The organism is Pantoea folii (genome assembly GCF_056678875.1).
Genome location: NZ_JBWXON010000003.1, coordinates 76,104 through 99,685, shown reverse-complemented (window position 1 = coordinate 99,685; position 23,582 = coordinate 76,104). Strand labels below are relative to the sequence as shown.

General features: G+C 54.9%; 20 protein-coding genes and 1 other RNA gene. 14 read left to right on the top strand and 7 right to left on the bottom strand.

Features of this window, described 5'->3' with window-relative positions; genetic code table 11:
- Nucleotides 1–5: 5 nt before the first annotated feature.
- Nucleotides 6–761, bottom strand: coding sequence for a metalloprotease LoiP (gene loiP, locus AC1MDE_RS05545; RefSeq protein ID WP_480344369.1), 756 nt, complete (start codon nt 759–761; stop codon nt 6–8).
- A 273-nt stretch (nt 762–1,034) separates the two neighbouring features.
- Between loiP and tkt the strand changes: the two genes are divergently transcribed.
- The 6 genes from tkt to argO all read left to right on the top strand — a co-directional run bounded on the left by tkt (nt 1,035) and on the right by argO (nt 8,658).
- Complete coding sequence (tkt, locus tag AC1MDE_RS05540; protein WP_480344368.1) at nt 1,035–3,026, top strand: transketolase; 1,992 nt, start codon at nt 1,035–1,037, stop codon at nt 3,024–3,026.
- A gap of 353 nt (nt 3,027–3,379) precedes the next feature.
- Entirely contained in the window at nt 3,380–4,399 is a 1,020-nt protein-coding gene (gene epd / locus AC1MDE_RS05535) for an erythrose-4-phosphate dehydrogenase (protein WP_034823224.1), read from the top strand.
- Between the two features lie 51 nt (nt 4,400–4,450).
- The gene (gene pgk / locus AC1MDE_RS05530) at nt 4,451–5,614 is read left to right on the top strand and encodes a phosphoglycerate kinase (protein WP_166932861.1); all 1,164 of its coding nucleotides are present in this window, start codon (nt 4,451–4,453) and stop codon (nt 5,612–5,614) included.
- Nucleotides 5,615–5,716: 102 nt separating this feature from the next.
- A complete protein-coding gene (fbaA, locus tag AC1MDE_RS05525; RefSeq protein ID WP_034823221.1) occupies nt 5,717–6,796 on the top strand; it encodes a class II fructose-bisphosphate aldolase in 1,080 nt (359 codons plus the stop codon).
- A 188-nt stretch (nt 6,797–6,984) separates the two neighbouring features.
- Nucleotides 6,985–7,863, top strand: coding sequence for a small-conductance mechanosensitive channel MscS (gene mscS, locus AC1MDE_RS05520; RefSeq protein WP_058961890.1), 879 nt, complete (start codon nt 6,985–6,987; stop codon nt 7,861–7,863).
- A gap of 171 nt (nt 7,864–8,034) precedes the next feature.
- On the top strand, nt 8,035–8,658 hold the full coding sequence (gene argO / locus AC1MDE_RS05515; protein WP_034823218.1) for an arginine exporter ArgO: 624 nt from the start codon (nt 8,035–8,037) through the stop codon (nt 8,656–8,658).
- Here the strand turns inward: argO and AC1MDE_RS05510 are convergent.
- Entirely contained in the window at nt 8,637–10,913 is a 2,277-nt protein-coding gene (locus AC1MDE_RS05510; RefSeq protein ID WP_058961892.1) for an FAD-dependent oxidoreductase, read from the bottom strand. The genes argO and AC1MDE_RS05510 overlap by 22 nt on opposite strands.
- A gap of 59 nt (nt 10,914–10,972) precedes the next feature.
- Between AC1MDE_RS05510 and AC1MDE_RS05505 the strand changes: the two genes are divergently transcribed.
- Entirely contained in the window at nt 10,973–11,671 is a 699-nt protein-coding gene (locus AC1MDE_RS05505; protein WP_479399456.1) for an IclR family transcriptional regulator, read from the top strand.
- On the opposite strand, the gene AC1MDE_RS05500 is transcribed toward AC1MDE_RS05505, so the two are convergent.
- Entirely contained in the window at nt 11,658–12,965 is a 1,308-nt protein-coding gene (locus AC1MDE_RS05500) for an MFS transporter (protein WP_479399454.1), read from the bottom strand. The two genes, AC1MDE_RS05505 and AC1MDE_RS05500, sit on opposite strands and share 14 nt — an antisense overlap.
- 218 nt (nt 12,966–13,183) lie before the next feature.
- Between AC1MDE_RS05500 and AC1MDE_RS05495 the strand changes: the two genes are divergently transcribed.
- The gene (locus AC1MDE_RS05495) at nt 13,184–13,915 is read left to right on the top strand and encodes an oxidative stress defense protein (RefSeq protein ID WP_045814671.1); all 732 of its coding nucleotides are present in this window, start codon (nt 13,184–13,186) and stop codon (nt 13,913–13,915) included.
- Nucleotides 13,916–14,021: 106 nt separating this feature from the next.
- Here the strand turns inward: AC1MDE_RS05495 and AC1MDE_RS05490 are convergent, their stop codons facing one another.
- The gene (locus tag AC1MDE_RS05490; protein WP_034823211.1) at nt 14,022–14,927 is read right to left on the bottom strand and encodes a LysR family transcriptional regulator ArgP; all 906 of its coding nucleotides are present in this window, start codon (nt 14,925–14,927) and stop codon (nt 14,022–14,024) included.
- 181 nt (nt 14,928–15,108) lie between these two features.
- On the opposite strand from AC1MDE_RS05490, the gene rpiA reads away from it, so the two are divergent.
- Entirely contained in the window at nt 15,109–15,768 is a 660-nt protein-coding gene (gene rpiA / locus AC1MDE_RS05485; protein ID WP_058961895.1) for a ribose-5-phosphate isomerase RpiA, read from the top strand.
- Between the two features lie 290 nt (nt 15,769–16,058).
- A complete protein-coding gene (gene serA, locus AC1MDE_RS05480; RefSeq protein ID WP_480344367.1) occupies nt 16,059–17,297 on the top strand; it encodes a phosphoglycerate dehydrogenase in 1,239 nt (412 codons plus the stop codon).
- A 74-nt stretch (nt 17,298–17,371) separates the two neighbouring features.
- Here the strand turns inward: serA and AC1MDE_RS05475 are convergent, their stop codons facing one another.
- The 3 genes from AC1MDE_RS05475 to zapA all read right to left on the bottom strand — a co-directional run bounded on the left by AC1MDE_RS05475 (nt 17,372) and on the right by zapA (nt 18,718).
- Nucleotides 17,372–17,977, bottom strand: coding sequence for a 5-formyltetrahydrofolate cyclo-ligase (locus AC1MDE_RS05475; RefSeq protein WP_097118032.1), 606 nt, complete (start codon nt 17,975–17,977; stop codon nt 17,372–17,374).
- Nucleotides 17,978–18,165: 188 nt separating this feature from the next.
- Nucleotides 18,166–18,349: non-coding RNA, 6S RNA (gene ssrS / locus AC1MDE_RS05470), on the bottom strand.
- A 39-nt stretch (nt 18,350–18,388) separates the two neighbouring features.
- Nucleotides 18,389–18,718 (bottom strand): cell division protein ZapA, encoded by a 330-nt coding sequence (zapA, locus tag AC1MDE_RS05465; protein ID WP_034823204.1) that lies wholly within the window; start codon nt 18,716–18,718, stop codon nt 18,389–18,391.
- 170 nt (nt 18,719–18,888) lie between these two features.
- Here zapA and AC1MDE_RS05460 point away from each other — a divergent pair, with 170 nt between their 5' ends.
- From AC1MDE_RS05460 to ubiI, 4 genes are read left to right on the top strand one after another with little or no spacing between them, the layout of a single operon-like run.
- Entirely contained in the window at nt 18,889–19,470 is a 582-nt protein-coding gene (locus tag AC1MDE_RS05460) for a YecA/YgfB family protein (RefSeq protein ID WP_034823202.1), read from the top strand.
- 48 nt (nt 19,471–19,518) lie between these two features.
- A complete protein-coding gene (gene pepP, locus AC1MDE_RS05455) occupies nt 19,519–20,841 on the top strand; it encodes a Xaa-Pro aminopeptidase (RefSeq protein WP_058961899.1) in 1,323 nt (440 codons plus the stop codon).
- The gene (ubiH, locus tag AC1MDE_RS05450; protein WP_058961900.1) at nt 20,838–22,016 is read left to right on the top strand and encodes a 2-octaprenyl-6-methoxyphenyl hydroxylase; all 1,179 of its coding nucleotides are present in this window, start codon (nt 20,838–20,840) and stop codon (nt 22,014–22,016) included. Before pepP ends, ubiH begins: the two co-directional genes overlap by 4 nt.
- A gap of 20 nt (nt 22,017–22,036) precedes the next feature.
- On the top strand, nt 22,037–23,239 hold the full coding sequence (gene ubiI, locus AC1MDE_RS05445; protein WP_058961901.1) for an FAD-dependent 2-octaprenylphenol hydroxylase: 1,203 nt from the start codon (nt 22,037–22,039) through the stop codon (nt 23,237–23,239).
- Nucleotides 23,240–23,582: the final 343 nt, after the last annotated feature.

The following is a 23,582-nucleotide window of genomic DNA, read 5'->3' as shown; positions in this document are numbered from 1 at the left end:
GCCGATTATTTGCCATCTGCCGCAATACGATCGCGGATGTGCTGTGCACGTGCTGCGGAATCCGGGTGCGAATCGAACATCGAACTCGTTTGGCCTTGCTGCATTTTCGTCAGTTTCTCAAAACTGGTGGCTAAGCCGAGTGGATTAACACCGCGCTTTTTCAGCAGATCATAAGAGTAATCATCCGCCTGCGACTCCTGTGTTTGCGAGAACTGCGCATTGACCAGCTTCTCACTCAGATCGCCCAGCTGTGACTGCGAAAGCTGACCAATCACGCCGCCCACCGAGGCCGCAGCAGTGCGTGCCGCCGTGGTGGCGTAGGCAACCTGCATCGCTTTGCGCGTATGGCCGAGCGCAACGTGGCCCATCTCGTGGCCGAGCACACCTTCCACTTCGTTATCCGTCATCATATCCATCAAGCCGCTGTAGACGCGGATGCAGCCGTTGGCCATCGCCCACGCGTTCACATCTTTGGTCAGATAGACTTTGTAGTTGGCCGGCACGCCATTGATGTTATCGCCCAGCGCAGCGGCGATTTTGTTAAGGCGCTGCTGATATTCACTGTTGGCAGGCGCGAGCTGGTTGTCTTTGTCCATCTGGGCACAAGACTGATCGCTCAGCTGCTTCACTTGTGAATCATTCAACGTATAAGCCTGGTAAGCCTGCGCGCCGGATTGCAGCAGCGCGTTGTTGTCCATTCCTTCGCAACCGCTCAGCAGCGAAGCGATTCCCACAGCAATAATTGTGGCGCGGATTTTCATTGAGAGGTCCTTTGCGTAACAAGGTAGAGAAAACAAACACCTGAAATTGAGATCGGTGTTCAAACGCTTTGGTTATAGCGCGCATCCTGTTCACTGGCTAGCAGACAAGCCCCGAATTGCAACCGTTTACCCGCTATTTAGCACGTCGACGCATGTACTTTTGCCCCGATTTTCATGTACATTGATGTGCGACTTTTTTCTCGCTTCGCCTGATAACTGATTAATTACAATACGTTAAGCGCGGCGGAGCATTAATCCGACCTGGAGTAGAAGATGCCCTCTCGTAAAGAGCTTGCCAACGCCATTCGCGCGTTAAGTATGGATGCAGTACAGAAAGCCAAATCGGGACATCCTGGTGCCCCTATGGGCATGGCGGACATCGCCGAAGTGCTGTGGCGTGACTTCCTGAACCACAATCCGACTAACCCGCTGTGGGCAGATCGCGACCGCTTCGTGCTGTCTAACGGTCACGGCTCAATGCTGATTTATAGCCTGCTGCACCTCACCGGTTATGACCTGCCGATGAGCGAGCTGCAGAACTTCCGTCAGCTGCACTCTAAAACTCCAGGCCACCCAGAATACGGCTACACCGCTGGCGTTGAAACCACCACCGGTCCACTGGGCCAGGGTATCGCTAACGCAGTCGGCTTCGCCATCGCTGAGCGCACTTTAGCGGCACAGTTCAACCGTCCAGGCCATGACATCGTAGACCACAACACCTACGTGTTCATGGGCGACGGCTGCATGATGGAAGGCATCTCACACGAAGTGTGCTCCATCGCCGGTACCCTGAAACTGGGTAAACTGCTTGCTTTCTATGATGACAACGGCATCTCAATCGATGGTCACGTTGATGGCTGGTTCACTGACGATACCGCCGCTCGCTTCGAAGCTTACGGCTGGCACGTAGTGCGTGGCGTAGACGGCCACGATGCTGACGCCATCAAGAAAGCAGTCGAAGAAGCCAAAGCGGTTTCAGACAAACCTTCACTGCTGATGTGCAAAACCATCATCGGTTTCGGTTCTCCGAACAAAGCCGGCACCCACGATTCGCACGGCGCACCACTGGGCGACGACGAAATCACACTGACCCGTAAGCAGCTGGGCTGGAACCACGCGCCGTTTGAAATTCCTTCAGACATCTACGCGCAGTGGGATGCTAAAGAAGCCGGTCAGGCAAAAGAATCTGCATGGGATAAGAAGTTCGCTGCGTATGCTGCTGCTCATCCTGAACTGGCTGCTGAGTTCACGCGTCGTACCAACAACGAGCTGCCAGCTAACTGGGAAACTGAGTCGCAGAAGTTCATCGAACAGCTGCAGGCTAACCCAGCTAAAATCGCCAGCCGTAAAGCTTCTCAGAACGCGATTGAAGCGTTCGGTAAGATCCTGCCGGAATACATGGGCGGATCGGCTGACCTGGCGCCAAGCAACCTGACCATGTGGTCTGGTTCTAAGCCAATCAACGAAGATGCAGCCGGTAACTACATCCATTACGGTGTGCGCGAGTTCGGTATGACCGCGATCGCTAACGGCCTGGCGCTGCACGGTGGTTTCCTGCCGTACACTGCAACCTTCCTGATGTTCGTAGAATACGCGCGTAACGCGGCACGTATGGCTGCACTGATGAAGATTCGTCAGATCATGGTGTATACCCACGACTCAATCGGTCTGGGTGAAGATGGTCCAACGCACCAGCCGGTTGAGCAGATGGCCAGCCTGCGCGTGACTCCAAACATGAGCCTGTGGCGTCCATGTGACCAGGTTGAGTCTGCGGTTGCCTGGAAATACGCTATCGAGCGCGTTGACGGCCCATCAGCTCTGATCTTCTCTCGTCAGAACCTGGCGCAGCAGGATCGTACCGCTGAGCAGCTGGCAAACGTGGCACGCGGTGGTTATGTGCTGAAAGACAGTGAAGGTACGCCAGAGCTGATCTTGATCGCTACCGGTTCAGAAGTGGAACTGGCCGTTGCCGCTTATGACAAGCTGACCAGCGAAGGCCGCAAAGTGCGCGTTGTTTCAATGCCTTCAACCGATGCCTTCGACAAACAGGACGCGGCTTACCGTGAATCTGTATTGCCGAAAGCAGTTGCTGCACGTGTGGCTATCGAAGCGGGTATCGCAGACTACTGGTTCAAATACACCGGCCTGAACGGCGCTATAGTTGGCATGACCACCTTCGGTGAGTCTGCTCCAGCAGAGCTGCTGTTCAAAGAGTTCGGCTTCACCGTTGAGAACGTGGTGAACACCGCGAAATCTATTCTGTAATCAGCGGTCGCCATCAAGGGCGGCCCGACAGGTTAGATGATCGCCAACGAAGGTGCGCTTTATGCGCACCTTTTTTCATTTCAGACCCCGCCTTCAACCTGAAACGCTTCAATTATTCCTGCAGTAATAATTTTTACATGCGAAATATGTGACGTAGATCCAATAATCAGCAGCGCAATTGATCGCAATCATTCCTGTTATTCCGCGCATGCTTTATTCTAGCTGAACCGTTTCAGTTGCAATTGAGTGGCATCATTTTGCAACGTTAAGCGGGCAATAATTCCCTGTACAAAACGCAGCGAAACGCTCAAGGTATTTGGCACGTTTTTTTGGGTGTTGTGGCAGGAAGTGAGATGACCGTTCGCATAGCAATTAATGGTTTTGGTCGTATCGGACGCAATGTGCTGCGTGCGTTGTATGAAACCGGCCGCCGCGCTGAAATTACCGTGGTGGCGATCAACGAACTGGCTGAAGCCACCGGCATGGCGCATTTGCTGAAGTATGACACCAGCCATGGCCGCTTTGCCTGGGATGTGCGCCAGGAGCGCGATCAGCTGTTCGTGGGCGACGACACCATCCGCATTCTGCACCTGGCCGATATCGATGCACTGCCATGGCAGGAACTGAACGTCGATATCGTGCTGGATTGCACCGGCGTGTATGGCAGCCGCGCAGATGGCGAAGCACATCTGCAAGCGGGTGCGAAGAAGGTGTTGTTCTCGCACCCGGGCGGTAATGACCTGGATGCCACCGTGGTGTTCGGCGTTAACGAACAAGCTCTTAAACAAACTGACCGCATTGTCTCCAACGCATCCTGCACCACCAACTGCATTATTCCGGTGATCAAGTTGCTGGATGACGCCTTCGGTATTGAATCGGGCACCGTGACCACGATTCACTCGGCAATGCACGACCAACAGGTGATTGACGCCTATCACAGCGATCTGCGTCGTACCCGTGCCGCCAGCCAATCGATTATTCCGGTGGATACGCGTCTTGCTGCGGGCATTACCCGTATTTTTCCGAAATTTAATGACCGCTTCGAAGCCATCGCTGTCCGTGTGCCCACCATCAACGTGACAGCCATTGATTTGAGCGTTTCGGTACGTGAAGCCGTGAAGGCGTGTGAGGTCAATGCGTTGCTGCAAAACGCGTCAGAAGGGGCGTTTCGTGGTATAGTTGACTATACGGAATTACCGTTAGTCTCAGTAGATTTTAACCATGATCCGCACAGTGCCATAGTGGACGGCACGCAAACGCGGGTCAGTGGTCATCACCTGATCAAGACCTTGGTTTGGTGTGACAACGAATGGGGCTTTGCTAACCGCATGATCGACACCACGTTAGCAATGGCCGCAAGCGGTTTCAGGTAAGACGCGGACTGCGTCTGGCAAAACTTATGAGAATCAACGAGAGGGTTCACCATGTCTGTAATTAAGATGACCGATCTGGATCTTGCTGGTAAACGCGTTCTGATCCGTGCCGATCTCAACGTGCCAGTGAAAGAAGGGAAAGTGACGTCAGATGCACGTATCCGTGCTTCTCTGCCTACCATCGAAGCGGCGTTGAAACAGGGCGCGAAAGTGATGGTTACCTCTCACCTGGGTCGTCCGACCGAAGGTGAATACAACGAAGAGTTCTCACTCCTGCCTGTTGTTAACTACCTGAAAGACAAACTGAACGGCACCACCGTTACCCTGGCAAAAGACTACCTCGACGGCGTTGAAGTCGGCGCGGGTGAGCTGGTGGTTCTGGAAAACGTGCGCTTTAACAAAGGCGAGAAGAAAGACGAAGAGACGCTGTCGAAGAAATATGCCGCCCTGTGCGACGTGTTCGTGATGGATGCCTTCGGTACTGCGCACCGCGCGCAGGCTTCAACCCACGGTGTGGGCAAGTTCGCCCCTATCGCTTGTGCTGGCCCGCTGCTCTCTGCTGAGCTGGAAGCGCTGGGTAAAGTCATGAGCAACCCACAGCGTCCGCTGGTGGCGGTTGTTGGTGGTTCTAAAGTATCGACCAAATTCGACGTGCTGCAGTCTCTGGTGAAAATCGCTGACACCGTGATCGTTGGTGGCGGTATCGCTAACACCTTCGTGGCTATCGACAACAACGTCGGTAAATCACTGTACGAACCGGACTTCGTTGAAGCGGCGAAAAAGCTGCGTGATGAGCACGGCATTCCGGTTCCAACCGACTCTCGCGTCGGAACGGAATTCTCTGAAACTGCCCCGGCAACCGTGAAAAAGGTTTCCGAAGTGGCGGATAACGAAGAGATTATGGACTTCGGTGACGAAACCGCACAGGCGATGGCAAAACTGCTGAAAGAGGCAAAAACCATCCTGTGGAACGGTCCGGTTGGCGTGTTTGAATTCCCGAACTTCCGCAAAGGCACCGAAATCGTGGCGAACGCGATTGCAGACAGCGACGCGTTCTCTGTAGCGGGCGGCGGCGATACCCTGGCAGCGATTGATCTGTTCGGTATCGAAGACAAGATCTCCTACATCTCTACCGGCGGTGGTGCATTCCTCGAGTTCGTGGAAGGCAAAAAACTGCCAGCGGTAGCGATGCTGGAAGAGCGCGCTAAGCAGTAATTTTTGGGGGCGGCGCTTCGGCGCCGTCTGAAGGCTTGCCCATCCTGGGCAAAAAATCGACGTCCCTTTGTGGGATGAACGGTAACGAAACAGGACACAACCATGTCTAAAATTTTTGATTTCGTAAAACCCGGCGTTGTCACTGGTGATGACGTTCAGAAAGTTTTCCAAGTAGCGAAAGAAAACAAATTCGCTCTGCCTGCAGTTAACTGCGTCGGCACGGACTCCATCAACGCGGTACTGGAAGCTGCGGCCAAAGTTAAAGCGCCGGTCATCGTTCAGTTCTCCAATGGTGGTGCTGCCTTCATCGCCGGTAAAGGTTTCAAAACCGACAAGCCACAGGGCGCAGCAATCTTCGGCGCTATCGCCGGTGCGCACCATGTGCATCTGATGGCTGAACAGTACGGCGTGCCAGTTATTCTGCACACCGACCACTGTGCTAAGAAACTGCTGCCATGGATCGATGGTCTGCTGGATGCCGGTGAAGAGCACTTCAAGAAAACCGGTAAGCCACTGTTCTCTTCTCACATGATCGATCTGTCAGAAGAGTCACTGGAAGAGAACATCGAGATCTCTTCTAAATACCTGGCGCGCATGGCGAAAATCGACATGACCCTGGAAATTGAACTGGGTTGCACCGGTGGCGAAGAAGACGGCGTGGACAACAGCCACATGGACGCTTCTGCCCTGTACACCCAGCCAGAAGATGTTGATTACGCTTACACCGAGCTGAGCAAAATCAGCCCGCGTTTCACCATCGCCGCTTCATTCGGTAACGTGCACGGCGTGTACAAGCCAGGCAACGTGAAACTGACTCCAACCATCCTGCGTGATTCTCAGGAATACGTGACCAAGAAACACAATCTGCCGCACAATGCGCTGGATTTCGTGTTCCACGGTGGTTCAGGTTCTTCTGCTGCAGAAATCGAAGAGTCTATTGGTTACGGCGTAATCAAGATGAACATCGATACCGATACCCAATGGGCGACCTGGGACGGCATCCTGCAGTACTACAAAAAGAACGAAGACTATCTGCAAGGCCAGTTGGGTAACCCAAATGGCGTAGATAGCCCGAACAAGAAATACTACGACCCACGCGTATGGCTGCGCTCTGCACAGGCTTCAATGGTTGTGCGTTTAGAGCAGGCTTTCAAAGAGCTGAACGCTGTCGACGTGCTGTAATTTTTCCTTACAGTACAAAAAAGGCCCGAAAGGGCCTTTTTTTATGCACTCGATACGGAATAGTGAGTAAATTCAGCCCATCTTTGGCGCTTAATGCCATTTTTGTTTACCCTTGTACACGGGAGTGCCGGAGCTAATCTGGCCGTTTTTGCATTTTCCTGCGGGAAACTCAACAACAGGGCTAACAAATGGAAGACTTAAATGTCGTCGATGGCATTAACAGTGCCGGCGGCTGGCTGGTACGTAATCAGGCACTGATCCTGAGCTATGCGGTGAATATCGTTGCGGCGATCATCACCATCATTATTGGTATGTTCATTGCGCGCATCATCTCCAATGCGGTGAATCGCGTCCTCGTAGCGCGTCATATTGATGCTACCGTGGCTGATTTCCTCTCTGCGCTGGTACGTTACGGTATCATCGCCTTTACCATTATTGCCGCATTGGGGCGCGTGGGTGTGCAGACCGCCTCGGTGATCGCTGTGCTGGGTGCCGCTGGTTTGGCCGTAGGTTTGGCCTTGCAAGGTTCGCTGTCGAACCTCGCTGCAGGCGTGCTGCTGGTGACCTTCCGTCCGTTCAAAACCGGTGAGTTCGTTGACCTCGGTGGCGTGATGGGTACGGTGCAGAACGTGCAGATCTTCTCCACCACCATGAAAAGTGCCGACGGTAAAATTGTGGTGGTGCCGAACGGTAAAATCATCGCTGGCAACATCATCAACTATTCGCGTGAACCGATTCGTCGTAACGAATTTATTATCGGCGTGGCTTACGACGCAGATGTTGATCAGGTGATTGCGCTGTTCCGTGAAGTGGTGGAAGCGGATGAGCGTGTACTGCAGGATATGGGTATCCAGATCGGCCTGAACGAACTGGCCGCTTCTTCGCTGAACTTTGTGGTGCGCTGCTGGAGCAAAAGCAGTGACCTGCAGAACGTTTACTGGGATCTGATGAAGAACTTCAAGCGTACGCTGGATGCCAACGGTATCGGTATTCCATACCCGCAGATGGATGTGCATCTGCATCAGGTGAAAAGCGAGCAACAGCAACAGGCTGCGCAAGCCGAGTAATCACCCGGTGGCGTTGTGCTTTAAACTGTAAACTGCGCAACATCATTTTAAGGTCGTCATTTATGACGACCTTATTATTTTCTCTAATGACTGATTAAATCTTTCAATTTCCACTAATATCTTCGCGTCACTATACTGCATCGCATTACCTCGTTATTCAGGACTATCATCGTGTTATCTGTTTACTTACAAGGGCTTGCGCTTGGCGCTGCACTGATTCTGCCGCTTGGCCCGCAAAACGCATTCGTAATGAATCAGGGCATCAAACGCCATTACCATTTGATGACCGCTGGATTGTGCACTTTGAGTGACATCGTGCTGATTTGCGGCGGCATCTTCGGCGGCAGTGCATTGCTGAATCAATCCCCCATTTTACTGATGCTGATCACCTGGGCCGGAGTGGCGTTTCTGCTGTGGTATGGCTGGGGCGCACTGCGCAGCGCGTGGCAGGGCGATGTGACGCTGGCTGATGATGCAGTGATGAAGCAAGGCCGCTGGCGCATTATTGCTACCATCGTGGCGGTGACGTGGCTCAATCCGCATGTCTATCTCGACACCTTTGTAGTGCTCGGTAGCCTGGGCAGTCAGCTGCCTTCTACCGCCGCGCGTCAGTGGTTCGCGTTGGGCACGGTGAGCGCATCGATTATCTGGTTTTTTGGTTTGGCATTGTTGGCAGCGTGGCTGTCGCCACGACTGCGCACCGTGCGTGCTCAGCGCATCATCAATCTGCTGGTGGGCGGCGTGATGTGGTTTATCGCCATCCAGTTAGCGCGTCAGGGCATTGCCGCGTTCTGATGCAGATGTAAACCGTACAGTGCGGGTAGCGCGCCCGCACTGGCGATCAGCTCTAAGCGTATCTGCCGGAAACTGACATCCTGCGGCACGACGTGGTGGCATAGCGAGTGATGATTGTCCTTCACTTCCACCAGTAACATCTCATCCAGCCATAACCGGTAATGTGTGGTGCAATGTGGCGTCACTGCCTGCGCATGACCCATCTGCACCGTCTCCATCGCATGGTCGAAGTCGTTATCAAACAGCAGGGTGATTTGGCGTGCGTGTTGCTGTAGTTCCCATCGCCAGGTGACCGTCGGCTGAGCATCATCCAGTGCTGGCACCCAACAGTTGGTGTGCTGTTCCGGACGCAATTTGCCGTTGAGTAAATAATCGCGATGCCAGAGTTTTAGCGGCGTCTCCAGCGCGAACGCCAGCAGAACCTGATGTGGCGCACGGCGCGGCAGCCAGAAATCAAACTCATCCACGCCGTAATCGCCGTCATTGATCTGCCTTGTGCGTTTGGCAACGCGCGGATTGAGGCTGTTGAACACCATCATCACGCCTGGCAAGCGCTGGCGGGTAAGTGCCACTTCAATCTCTGGCTGCTCTTCGAAGGCGATAAACAAATAGCGATCGACATCCGCCCGGTAATCAAAACTCAGGCGGTAGCTGCCCTGGTCGTTAACCGTGAATGTCTGGTTGGCGATGTACTGATCGCCGCAGGTGTTGGCCGGATTGTCACTGGTGAGCAGCGAAACCTGCAGTTTCTGCGTCTGTTTGGCGCGAAGCTGCACGGACATCGTCGGTAAGCGCTCACCGGCTTTCAGTGGCAGCAGCAACGCACAGCGCGATTGCAACGACTGCCAACCGCCATCGGCAGGCAGGGCGCTGAGTTGCAGGGTGCTACTGACCTCGATCTGCGCATCACTGACCGGGTTCAGCAGTGGGTGGCGTGGGATAAACGCGCCCTGACGCAGCAGTTGTTGTTGCAACTGCGTGACGCGCTCCGGCTGTGCCAGCTGTTTCGGCGTGAGTTGCTGCTGCTGACAGATTGCCGCCGCACGTCCCACCACTTCACCCAGTACGCCGCAGGTGCACATCACGCGCGCGCTGCCAAAGGCCACGTGGGTGGCTGAAATTAAGCGACCGGTGAGCAGCAGATTATCCAGCGACTGGCTGTAAAGCGCACGGAACGGAATGGTGTAAGTGCCTTTGCTGTGAAACTGGCGGCAGCCATCGTGTTCGCTGTAAACGCCATCGGCTGGATGCAGGTCAATCGACCAGCCGCCGTAGGCGACGGCGTCGTAGTGATCGCGCTGTTCGATGATGTCCTGCTGGCAGAGCAGGGTGTCGCCAAGGAAGCGACGACTCTCGCGTTTGCCGGGAATCAATCCTACCCACTCAATGGTCAGGTTATCGGCATCCGGGAACTCGCCGGAGTTTTTAATGTAATCCCAAACGCCCCAGACGATTTTCCACAGCTCCCATTTGATGGTTTCGCTTTCGTGCACCGTATCGAGCCGTCCGCCCCATTCCAGCCACCACAAATCACAGCCGTTAAGATCGGAGGTCAGGCGTTTGTAACGCGGAATGGCGGTAATCTCTTTAAGCGCAAAAGAGGGCGGGACAAAGCGAACCGGCTGCGAAGTACGTTTGGTGTAGAAGTAGATTGAGTGGCCGAGTTTGTGGCCAAAATGTTCGCCTGGCGCCATCTTTTCGCCAAACTCTTCAACGGTTTCCGCACCCACGCGATGCGCTGCGCCCGCCAGATATCCCAGCACGCCATCGCCGCTGGCATCGATAAACTGGCTGGCCTTAACGTGATAGCGGGTCTGATTGATGGCGTTGAAGGCCCGCACCGATTGCAAATGACGATCTGATTTCTCGATATCGGTGACTACGGTATTGAGCAACAGGGTTAATCCGGGCTGCGACTGCACCAAATCCAGCAGCACCATATCGAACAGCACCGGATTGCCCTCTTTGTTGCGCCACAGGTTCTCCTCCATGATCTCGCCCATGATGCCGCCTTCGCGCGCCCAGCGGTTGTTGTTGCCCATATGCGATGTCGCCCCGTTGGCCCACAAGCGCACTTCACTCGATGCGTTGCCACCCAGAACCGGGCGATCCTGAACCAACACCACCTGTAATCCGTCACGCGCGGCGGCCAGTGCGGCACACACGCCCGCGAGCCCACCGCCCGCCACCAACAGATCGGCCTGTAATTTTTGCTCTGGGAAGTGGCGCGCATTTTGCGAAGAGAAAGTCTGCATCATTTGCTTCCTGTCATGCTGAAGCTAAGATTGGTGTTTTGAGCGCCACAGGGTGAACTATGTCTTCTCAACCCAACCAAAGCCTGATTGATGGGATTCGCTGCTTGCAGTATTTGGTTTCCAGCGATAAAGCCGTGGGCTGCCGTGAACTGGCGCGACAGATGGACATGAACAGCACACGCGTTAACCGCCTGCTGATGACCATGGCCTCGATTGGCCTGACGATTCAGGACGAACATCGCCGCTATTTGCCCGGCCCGGGGATTCATGCTCTGGCGGCGCAGGCGATTCGCGGCTCCTCGCTGTTTGCCCAGGCGCTGCCGCAACTGGAAGCACACGCGCCACGCGACATCGTGGTGGCGCTGGGCGTGCTGTGGGAGGACCAGGTGATTTACATCTGGCACTCCGAACCGGGTGAGCGCACCAGTGCCAGCCAGGCGCTGGCCGGTTTCCGCATGCTGCCGGCGTGGCAGTCGGTGATTGGTGTGTCGCTGCTGGCGACAGAGAGTGATGAGCAGTTGCGTCCACGATTTACCGACGAACAGTGGGCGCAGATGGCGCCGTTGCTGGCGCGCAAGCGTGATGCAAGCCATTTGATCTGGCACCGTGATGACGGAGAAATCAGCATGGCGCAGCCAATCAATAACAACCGCGCCGCGCTGGCGTTTGCCAAAATCTGGCAGGCAGACGATGCGCATCTGCAGCAGCGGGTGACGCAGTTGCAGTCGCTGGCGAAAGTGCTGATCAGTGCGCGCTGACATGCTCGATTTTCCCGACCACGAACAGATAGCTGCAAATGCCTATCGCGGCCAGCACGGCAATAAAGCCGAGTGCTGGCGCGAAATTGTCGCCATCGATCAACGCGCCAATAGCAATCGGCACCACAATAGCGGAAAGCGCACCGGTGAAATTGAATACGCCGCCCGCTAAGCCAATCAGATGGCGAGGTGCCAGTGCGGTGACAAACACCCAGGTGATGGTCGCGAGGCCGTTGCCAAAAAACGCCAGCGACATAAACAGCACGATGAGCGTGGCGTCGTCAGTGTAATTGGCGCCAAGAATAAATAGCGTCAGGAACAGGCCAAGGATCACCGGCAATTTACGCGCCACGCTGGGCGACACGCCTCTCCGTATCATGCGATCCGAAGCGAAACCTGCCAGCAGTACGCCACAGAAAGCGGCGAAGTAGGGAACGGAAGCCACATAGCCGCTTTTAATGAAGCCCATATGGCGATACTCCACCAGATAGGTCGGGAACCAGGTGAGGAAGAACCAAAAGGTGGCGGAGATGGTGAACTGGCCGATATAGATACCCACCAGTTTTCGGCTGCTAAACATTTGTGCCAGATCGGCCCAGCGGGCCTTCGGCTGCAGCGTGTGCTGACGGCTCTCGAGTAAGGCACCGTTGCTGCGCAGGTAGTTTAATTCGGCTTCTGACACGCCTTTATGCTCATGTGGCTCACGGTAAAGCAGATACCACACCAGCGCCCAGATCATCCCGGCCACACCGGTAATCAGGAACAGCCCGCGCCAGCCAAAGGCATCCTGCACGTGGAACAGCAGCGGCGTCATGCAGGCGAGTCCGACAAACTGCGCCGAGGAGTAGATACCGATGGCGCTGGCACGCTCCTGTTCCGGGAACCAGCTGGATATTACGCGGTTATTCGAAGGCATCACCGGCGCTTCAAAAGCACCAACGCCCAGACGTAGTCCGAAGAGCGCACCGAAGCTGTTGGCGAGCGCGTGCAGAGCGGTGATCAATGACCAGGCAAACAGTCCTACGCCATACACCAGTCGCGCGCCGAGACGATCGATCAGAAAACCACCGGGGATCTGCAGCGCCGCATAGATCCAGCCAAATGCAGAGAAGATCAACCCCATCTCCATCGGCGTAAAGCGCAGTTCGCCGGCCATTTGCGTGGCGGCCACGGAGAGATTGGTGCGATCCATGTAGTTGATGATGATGTTGATAAACACCAGGCCCAACATCAGGAATCGGGTACGTCCGGCGCGAACGGCAACGGCACTGTGGCTAAGGGGCTGTTCTGTCATAATACAACTCTCCCGGAGGCTAGAATTGTTTCTTTAATAGAAACACCAAGGCGAACTTTCCGCGAATCTGTCAGCATAGTTTTGCGATCGCGGATACGTTAAAACCGCAGTTATCCGAACTTTTTGGTGATTTCAAACTCAGACCATCACGCATAGTAATGTGTTTTAGGTTTAGCCATAGTGGCGACCTGTAAATTGAACCTTCAAGGAGGACTTTCGTGAAACTGAAAGCACTGGCGCTGGCCGCCGTAATGAGCACTGGCGTAATGTCAGCGATGGTACAAGCGGGTGAAGTCCCGAATGGCCCGCATGTTGTGACCTCAGGTCAGGCAAGCGTGGATGCCCGTCCGGATATCGCGACACTCTCCATCGTGGTGAATGTTTCTTCGAAAGATGCGGCAGATGCGAAAAAACAAGCTGATGACCGCGTGGCGCAATATTTCGATTTCCTGCAAAAGAACGGTATCGAAAAGAAAGATATTGATGCGGCAAACCTGAGCACGCAACCCGAGTATGACTACACCAAAGAAGGGAAGTCCGTACTGAAAGGTTATCGTGCGGTGCGTCAGGTGCAGGTGACCTTACGTCAGCTGGATAAACTGAATGAGTTGCTGGACGGCGCGCTGAAATCCGGCCTGAATGAAATCCGTTCGGTAGAGCTGGGCGTGGCGAATGCCGATGCTTATAAAGATCAGGCACGCAAAGCGGCGATTGCTAACGCCACTCAGCAGGCAGGCGCATTGGCAGAAGGCTTTAATGCGAAATTAGGCCCGGTATACAGCATCCGCTATCACGTGGCGAACTATCAGCCAATGCCAATGGCGCGCATGTACAAAGCGGCTGCTGCCCCTGCGGATACCACCGCGCAGCAGACCTATGAGCAGCAGAGCATTCACTTTGACGATCAGGTGGATGTGGTGTTCGAGATTAAGCCGAATACAGCTCAGTAATCTGATGCGTTGAATCATAGCGGCGTGATTTATGGCGCTGAACGGCAGCAATACTGCTGTTCATTCATGCGATAAACCGCGCCGCTATGCTCATCGGTAATTGGGATTAGGCTGTCGCCGTATCCTGACGCAATACGCGATGACCGTGTGCAATCAATGCATCCGTCACGCTGCGCATTAAGCGGCTCTCTGGCGCGAAGCGGTGCCAGTAAAGCATGCGACGCTGATAAAGACCCGGCGTCAAATCCACCAAATCCCCTTGTGCCAGTTCACGCTCAATCTGTAAGTGCGGAATCATACAGCACACCGAACCCTGACGCGCCAGCTGCACGAAGGCTTCCGATGAGTTAACGATGTGGCACGGTACGCTACCCGGTGACAGATCAAAGTTCTGCTGTAAAAACGCCTGATGCATATCATCGAGATGGTCAAACGCCACCGCAGGGGCTTTCAACAAAGCCGAACGCGTGACGCCATTCGGGAAGTAGCGCGCAGCAAAATCCGGCGAGGCGCAGAACAGATAATCCAGTGCACCCAATTGATCCACCAGACAGCTTGGCAGCGGCTGCGGTTGAATACTGACAGCACCAACCACTTCACCACGACGCAGGCGTTCCTGAGTACGGGTTTCATCTTCGACCTGCAGATTCAGGCGCACCGGTGAATCGGCCAGCACATCTTTCAGCGCAGGCAGCAGCCAGGTCGCCAGACTGTCGGCGTTGACCGCCAGTGACAGCAGCAATGGCGTGGTGCCGCCGTTGTCATCACCCAGCCACTCTTCTTCCAGCAACTCGACTTGATGTAACAGTGCCAGCAGTTTTTGTCCTTGCTCGGTCGGACGCGGCGGCACGGTACGCACCAGCAGCGGCTGACCAAATAAATTTTCCAGCTGTTTAATGCGCTGTGAAACCGCAGACTGCGTGATGCAGAGTTTTTGGGCCGCACGCTCAAAACCGCGCTCGCGAATCACAGCATCCAGCGCCTGAAGCGTTCGATAATCCGGGCGTTTCATTGTTGTTCTCTCTCGTTCAGGATGGAAAGTACTATGCCACAAAACTGTCATATTGTGCTGCGGCGGATTTTTGCGGGCTGGCTTCCAAAGGCTTAAATCGATGCGTTAACAGCCGCGCATTTTCACGACGCCTTGTTTTATACTACGCGCACTTCGATGTCGCACAGGTTTTAAACATACCATGACCCAGGATGAACTGAAAAAAGCGGTTGGTTGGGCAGCACTGCAATACGTGCAACCCGGCACCATTGTTGGCGTTGGCACCGGTTCAACAGCGGCGCATTTTATTGATGCGCTCGGCACCATGAAAGATCAAATTGAAGGCGCGGTCTCCAGTTCGGAAGCCTCGACGGAAAAACTCAAAGCCCTGGGGATTCCGGTTTTTGATTTGAATAATGTGGATGAGCTGTCGGTGTACGTTGATGGCGCGGACGAAATCAATCCACAGATGCAGATGATCAAAGGCGGCGGCGCAGCGCTGACGCGTGAGAAAATTGTCGCAGCGGTGGCGAAGAAGTTCATCTGCATTGCGGATGCCTCCAAAGAGGTGGATATCCTGGGTAACTTCCCGCTGCCGGTGGAAGTGATTCCGATGGCGCGTGCATTTGTCGCGCGTGAACTGGTGAAGCTGGGGGGCCAGCCGGAGTATCGTCAGAACGTGGTGACCGACAACGGCAACATTATTCTCGACGTGCATAATCTGCGTATTCTCGACCCGATTGCATTGGAAAAAACCATCAATGCACTGCCGGGCGTGGTCACCGTGGGCTTGTTTGCTGCGCGTGGTGCTGATGTGGCGTTGATCGGCACGGCAGAGGGTGTGAAAACCATCACTTATTGATCTGATAGCGTACTCACCGGCGCGAGTGCTGCGCCGGTTATTTCCATCTGCAAAACATCTTTTCTTGCTGGGGTGAAATTTGGTGACTTATGTCACAAAAGATTCATCAACAGCAGGTTCGTACTTCGGCGCACTCGCATCCCACGATTTTGTACGGCTTTGTGCTGCCTCAACGTGGGCGCGTGCTGGCGGTCAGGCAATCGTTTGTATTGCCGCGCTCGAAATTTTTGATATTTTGGCAGAAGGCTACCTTATGGTAGTCCTCGTTGAATTCTGAATAGGGTCGGGAAATGGCAAAGGTATCACTGGAAAAAGACAAGATTAAGTTCCTGCTGGTGGAAGGCGTTCACCAGAGTGCACTGGATAATCTGCGTGCTGCGGGTTACACCAACATCGAATTCCACAAAGGGGCACTGGATGCGGAGTCGCTGAAGTCCTCCATCCGCGATGCGCACTTCATTGGTATCCGTTCCCGTACCCAACTGACTGAAGAGATCTTTGCGGCGGCTGAGAAGCTGGTCGCAGTAGGCTGTTTCTGTATCGGTACTAACCAGGTTGACCTGAATGCGGCCGCAAAACGCGGTGTGCCGGTCTTCAATGCGCCATTCTCTAACACCCGCTCAGTGGCTGAGCTGGTGATTGGTGAAATGCTGCTGATGCTGCGCGGGATCCCTGAAGCGAACGCCAAAGCTCACCGTGGTATCTGGAACAAAGTGGCTAACGGCTCGTTCGAAGCGCGCGGTAAGAAACTGGGCATCATTGGCTACGGCCATATCGGGATGCAGCTGGGCGTACTGGCAGAAGGCCTGGGCATGCACGTGTTCTTCTACGATATCGAAACCAAACTGCCGCTGGGTAATGCGACACAGGTTCGCCACCTGTCCGATTTGCTGAATATGAGCGACGTGGTCAGCCTGCACGTACCAGAAAATGCTTCAACGCAAAACATGATTGGCGCTGAAGAGCTGGCGCTGATGAAGCCGGGCGCACTGTTGATCAACGCCGCACGCGGCACCGTGATTGATATTCCAGCCCTGTGCGACGCCCTGGCGAATAAGCATCTGTCCGGCGCGGCCATCGACGTCTTCCCGGTTGAACCAGCGACCAATAGCGATCCGTTCAACTCACCGCTGTGCGAGTTTGATAACGTGATCCTGACGCCACATATCGGGGGCTCGACTCAGGAAGCGCAGGAAAACATCGGCCTGGAAGTGTCGGGCAAGCTGGCGAAATACTCTGACAACGGTTCTACGCTGTCTGCGGTTAACTTCCCGGAAGTGTCTCTGCCGATGCACGCTGCCAGCGCCAGCCGCTTGCTGCACATCCATGAGAACCGTCCTGGCGTGCTGACCGCGATTAACCAGATCTTTGCCGAGCAGGGCATCAACATCGCCGCTCAGTATCTGCAGACCTCGCCGGTAATGGGTTATGTGGTTATCGATATCGATGCAGAAGAAGATGTGGCGGAAAAAGCGCTGCAGCTGATGAAAGCGATTCCGGGCACCATTCGCGCCCGTCTGCTGTACTGATGATTCAGGGCACCTTGCGTGCCCGTTCATCTTGCTGATTGCTCAGGGCGCCACATCGTTTGGCGCCCTTTGTTTTATCGTTCGGCGCTATCCCACTGCCACAGCTTTGACGGCGTCAAAATAGCAGGCAAGGGGACATCCCATGCCGCGACTGGCAATGCCTCAACACGCTGGCAATCGTGCGCAATGCCCATCGGTAAAAAGCCATGCTGCTGCCAGTGCTGCAGGGTGCGATCATAAAAACCTCCACCCATGCCCAATCGCTGACCCTGGTGGTCAAATGCCACTAACGGCACCAGCATCACATCCAACTGATCGAGTGTGGCCATCTGCGTGATATCCAGCGGCGGTTCAGGGATACGCAATTTGTTTGGCGTCAGAGAAGTTTCAGGCGTGTAGCGCAGAAACAGCAGATGGCCGGGTGCGAAAGGATGCAGTACCGGCAGGTAAACCTGCTTTTTTTGCTGCCACAGTTTGGCGATCAGCGGACGGGTGTTGATTTCACCATCAACCGACAGGAACAGTGCGATGCGTTGAGCATTAGCGATAGGCGCAAAGTTGATAGCGTGCTCGGCGAGCAGATCGGCAGCTTGTTCCTGCTGTTCAGGCGTAAGGTTGCGACGCAGATGGCGCACATGCTGACGAATGTCCTGGCGATCAAGTAGGGAAGGTGCGGTCATGATGCCCCCCGGCAGAGTCGGCTATTTGGCCAACTATATCATGCGAAGCGGGACATTCGCGTCATACTTCAGGTACAGGGGGTTAACTGCGCTCATGCACCCCAATCACTCAATTTGTTAAGCTGATTGGGATTCATTTGCTTGCCGCCTTGCTGAAACATGAGTCTCTGGCGAAGGGGACGAAAGAGGAGATCTCCGAGATGCCGCCGCAGGCTGTAACCCTTGAACCCTTGGTTCAAGGTGAATATGCCGTCGCAACCATCAGGCTTCTCGGACGGACCGAGCATGCTCACAGGTTACGGAGCGTCACATTCTGTTGGTATGAAATATCGGCTCAGGGGACTGGCCCGCTTGCAAACATCTCAGAGAAAATTGACTTCACCGTCACTCTAACACGAGTACCATGAAGTGTTATTCGAATTTAGGGCCCTGGCGATCAGTTATGCGACCTTGCTCAACTAATGCTTGTTCAATGGTCTGCTGCAGCATGCGGATACGTTGTTCCATGTTTGCTGCATAGTCGCGCGTCTTGCCTTTTTCCTGTGCCAGCTCGTGGCAGATATTTAAGGCGGCGATGAACACCAGTTGCTCTGTATTGGTGACTCTAGTGCGAACTTTTAAATCTTGCAACCGTTGATTGAGATCCTCAGCAGCCAGATTCAGCGCATCTTGCTGTTCGGGAGGACAATTTACTCTCAATGAACGACCAAAAATCTGAATATCTACCGGTTGTGCAGACATGCCACCATCCTGACTGATTACTCTGTTCGCATCTCCCTTACCTGTCAATGGGTTGGGAGGTGCGCAACTATATAGAGCCGCGATATAAGTTACAACCCCTTTTCTGGAAACCCTGAGGCACCTGGTGGTAGCATAACACGAACTTATTCTGCCAACGACGACCAAAGCCTATGTCTTTACAGAACGAAACTCCTGGTTACAACGCGCTAGCCGCAGCCCTTTCTCAGCAGGGCGTGGGCATGACGCCAGCCGAAATGCACGGATTGCTGTCCGGCATTTTGTGTGGTGGCAACAAAGACACCCGCTGGAAAACCATGGTCCATGACCTCACCAACGAAGGCATGGCGTTTTCACAAAGCCTGTCACAGCCGCTGCAGGCGCTGCATGAAAATCTGAGCAATACGCTGGAAGACGAGGGTTTCATGTTCCAGCTGATGCTGCCGGAAGATGATGACATCACCGTCTTCGATCGCGCGGATGCGCTCGCGGGCTGGGTCAATCATTTCCTGCTCGGCTTAGGCGTTACGCAGCCGAAGCTGGATAAAGTCACTGGCGAAACCGGCGAAGCGATTGATGATTTGCGCACCATCGCGCAGCTCGGTTACGACGAAGATGAAGATCAGGAAGAGCTGGAGCAGTCGCTGGAAGAAGTGATTGAGTATGTGCGCGTGGCGGCTTTGCTTTGCCATGACACATTCACTCGTCAGCACACGCCAACTGCGCCGGAAGTGCAAAAGCCAACGTTACACTAAGTGCGTTATTGCGGGCGCGTGGTGCCCGTTTCAACAGGGAGTGCAAACATGATTACACTGGATACTTTCCAGCAACGTCGTCAGGCGCTGATTGCCCGTATGGCACCTGGCAGCGCCGCTTTGATTTTCGCTGCACCTGAAGTGACCCGCAGCAACGACACGGAATACAATTTCCGCCAAAACAGCGACTTCTGGTATTTCACCGGGTTCAATGAACCGCAGGCGCTGCTAGTGCTGATCAAAAGTGATGACAAGCATAACCACAGCGTGCTGTTCAATCGTGTTCGCGACCTTACCGCTGAGATCTGGTTTGGCCGCCGCCTCGGGCAAGATGCCGCACCCGCTAAGCTTGGCGTTGACCGCGCTTTACCGTGGGATGACATCGGTGAGCAATTGCATCAGCTGCTCAACGGGCTTGATGTGGTGTATCACGCTCAGGGTGAGTACGCAGAAGCTGACCAACTGGTGTTCAGCGCGTTGGAAAAACTGCGTCGCGGCTTCCGTCAGAATCTCAGCGCGCCTGCCACTGTCACCGACTGGCGTCCGTGGGTGCACGATATGCGCCTGTTCAAAAGCGAAGCTGAGATTGAAATCCTGCGCCGTGCGGGAAAAATCAGTGCGCTGGCGCATACTCGTGCGATGCAAGCCTGCCGTCCGGGGATGTTTGAGTATCAGCTCGAAGGCGAAATTCACCATGAATTCAATCGCCACGGCGCACGTTTCCCTTCTTACAACACCATTGTCGGATCGGGTGAAAACGGCTGCATCCTGCATTACACCGAAAACGAAAGTGAAATGCGCGATGGTGATTTGGTGCTGATTGACGCGGGCTGTGAGTTCCACGGTTATGCCGGTGACATCACCCGTACCTTCCCGGTTAATGGCAAATTCACCCAACCGCAGCGCGAGATTTATGACATCGTACTGGCCTCGCTGTACAAAGCGCTGTCGATGTTCCGTCCGGGCATCAGCATCCACGACGTTAATGACGAAGTGGTGCACATCATGATTACTGGTCTGGTCGATCTCGGTATTCTGGAAGGCAATATCGACACGCTGTTTGAAGAGCAGGCGCACCGTCCGTTCTTTATGCACGGCTTAAGCCACTGGCTGGGGCTGGATGTGCATGACGTCGGCCATTATGGCACGCCAAGCCGTGACCGCATTCTCGAGCCGGGCATGGTGCTGACGATTGAGCCGGGCCTGTACATTGCGCCGGATGCCAAAGTCCCACCGCAGTATCGCGGCATCGGTATCCGTATCGAAGATGACATCGTGATCACCGCTGACGGCAACGAAAACCTGACCGACAGCGTAGTAAAAGATGCCGAGGCAATTGAAGCCTTGATGGCAGCGGCACGCCACGCATGAGCATTTTGATTGCAGGCGGCGGCATGACCGGGGCAACCCTGGCGCTGGCGATTTCGCATCTGACGCAAGGCCAACTGCCCGTCACGCTCATTGAGCGCAGTCTGCCGGATAGCCGCAAACATCCGGGCTTTGATGGCCGGGCGATTGCGTTAGCGGCGGGCACCTGTCAGCAGCTGGCGGATATCGATGTATGGCGCTCGCTGGCGGATTGCGGTACGCCGATCACGGATATTCACGTCTCTGACCGTGGCCACACCGGTTTTGTGCAGCTAAAGGCGGATGATTATCAGGTCCCAGCGCTGGGGCAGGTGGTTGAGCTGTTTGATGTGGGCCAGCGCCTGTTCCAGCGTCTGAAAAGTGCGCCTGGTGTGACGCTGCGCTGCCCGGATTACGTCACGACGGTGGTGCGATCAGCTGAATCTGTCACAGTGACACTCAACAGCGGCGAGCAGCTACAGGGAGCGTTGCTGGTGGCAGCCGATGGCTCACGTTCGCCCCTTGCGGCGTCATGCGGTATGACCTGGCAGCGGGACGATTATCAGCAGCTGGCGGTGATTGCCAACGTCACCACGCAGCAACCGCATCAGGGGCGTGCTTTTGAACGCTTCACCGAGCACGGTCCGCTGGCGCTATTACCGATGTCTGGCAATCGCATGTCGCTGGTGTGGTGCCATCCCGTCGAGGCAGAAGCGACAGTTAAACAGTGGGATGATGCGACCTTCCTGCACGAGCTTCAAAAAGCGTTTGGCTGGCGCTTAGGGCGTTTTACCCATGCCGGCCAGCGCGAAGTGTACCCGCTGGCGCTGCAAACCGCTGAACGTCAGGTGGCGCATCGCCTGGCGTTGGTGGGCAACGCGGCGCAAACGCTGCATCCTATTGCGGGCCAGGGTTTTAACCTGGGCCTGCGCGATGTGATGTCGCTGGCGGAAACGCTGGCAGGCGCGCATCGTCAGCAGCAGGATGTTGGCGGCTATGGCGTTTTGCAGCACTTCGCTGCACGCCGTCAACCGGATCGCGCCGCGACAATCGGCGTGACCGATGGCCTGGTGCGACTGTTTGCCAATCGTTATGCGCCCTTAGTGGCGGGAAGAAATCTTGGGCTGGTGGCAATGGACCATCTGCCATGGCTGCGAAACCCACTTGCCGCGCGCACGCTCGGCTGGGTGAAGCGTTGAGCATGAATTAAGGGGCAGCAATGCAAACATTTGATGTGGCTATTGCCGGTGGCGGTATGGTAGGTCTGGCCGTCGCCTGCGGATTACAGGGCAGCGGCCTGCGCGTTGCCGTGCTGGAGAAAGCACCTGAGCCACAATTTGATCCGGCGAGCGCCGCGTCAATTCGCGTCTCGGCGATCAACGCTGCCAGCGAACGCCTGCTGCAAAAACTGGACGTCTGGTCCAGCATCCTGGCATTGCGCGCCAGCGCCTATCACGGCATGGAAGTGTGGGATCAAGACAGCTTTGGTTCCATCAGCTTTGATGATGAGCAGCAAGGCTTATCCCATCTCGGCCATATTATTGAAAACGAGGTGATTCACAGCGCACTGTGGCAGCGCGCCAGTCAGTGCAGCGATATCACCTTATTTGCCCCTGCGCAGTTGCAGCAGGTGGCCTTTGGCGACAACGAAGCGTTCATCACTTTGCAGGACGGCAGCATGATGAGTGCGCGCCTGCTGATTGCCGCGGATGGGGCAAACTCGTGGCTGCGCGACAAAGCCGATATCCCGATTACCTTCTGGGATTACGATCATCACGCGCTGGTCGCCAATATCCGCACCGATATGCCGCACGATGCGATTGCGCGTCAGGTGTTCCATGGCGACGGCATTCTGGCGTTCCTGCCTATGCAGGACCCGCACCTGTGTTCCATCGTTTGGTCGCTGTCGCCACAAGAAGCGGCCCGCGTGCAGTCGATGCCAGAAGCGTTGTTCAACCAGCATCTGTCAGTAGCCTTCGATATGCGTTTAGGCTTATGCCACGTAGAAAGCGAGCGCAAAACCTTCCCACTAATGGCGCGCTATGCCCGTAACTTTGCCGCGCACCGCCTGGCACTGGTGGGCGATGCCGCGCACACCATTCATCCGCTGGCCGGACAGGGCGTTAACCTTGGCTTCATGGATGCCGCGGAACTGATCGGTGAAATTCGTCGTCTGCATCAGGAAGGGAAAGATATCGGGCAGCACCTTTATCTGCGACGTTATGAGCGCAGCCGCAAGCACAGTGCGGCAATGATGCTGGCGGGCATGCAGGGATTCCGTGAGCTGTTTGCCGGCACCCATCCGGCGAAAAAGCTACTGCGTGATGTGGGATTGAAACTGGCTGACACATTGCCGGGCGTCAAACCGATGATGCTGAAGCAGGCCATGGGGCTAAATGATATGCCCAGCTGGATTCGTTAAATTCTCTTTAAATGGCGCCGATTCAGGCGCCATTTTTTTGCATGAATCACTGTCTCGTCATACCAAAAGCCGCTCCTAAAGTGACAGTTACGTCTGCACTGGGACGTTGCAGGCTGTGTTTGGACAAGCGCATTTTAATTAGCTTTTTCACCCTATGCACTGCTCTGGTGCGCCTCTGCACTCAAATTGCGCCTCGTTTGATTTATTCTAATTTTACTCGCCAATTCGCATTACTTTAACTAATGAAGGTGTCGCGGGTTCGCCGGACCTATTTCCCGTACTGAGGCGTGTGTTCCATTATCAGGCTGTGTTTATCGTTATTAATTGTATTTTATGCGTGTTT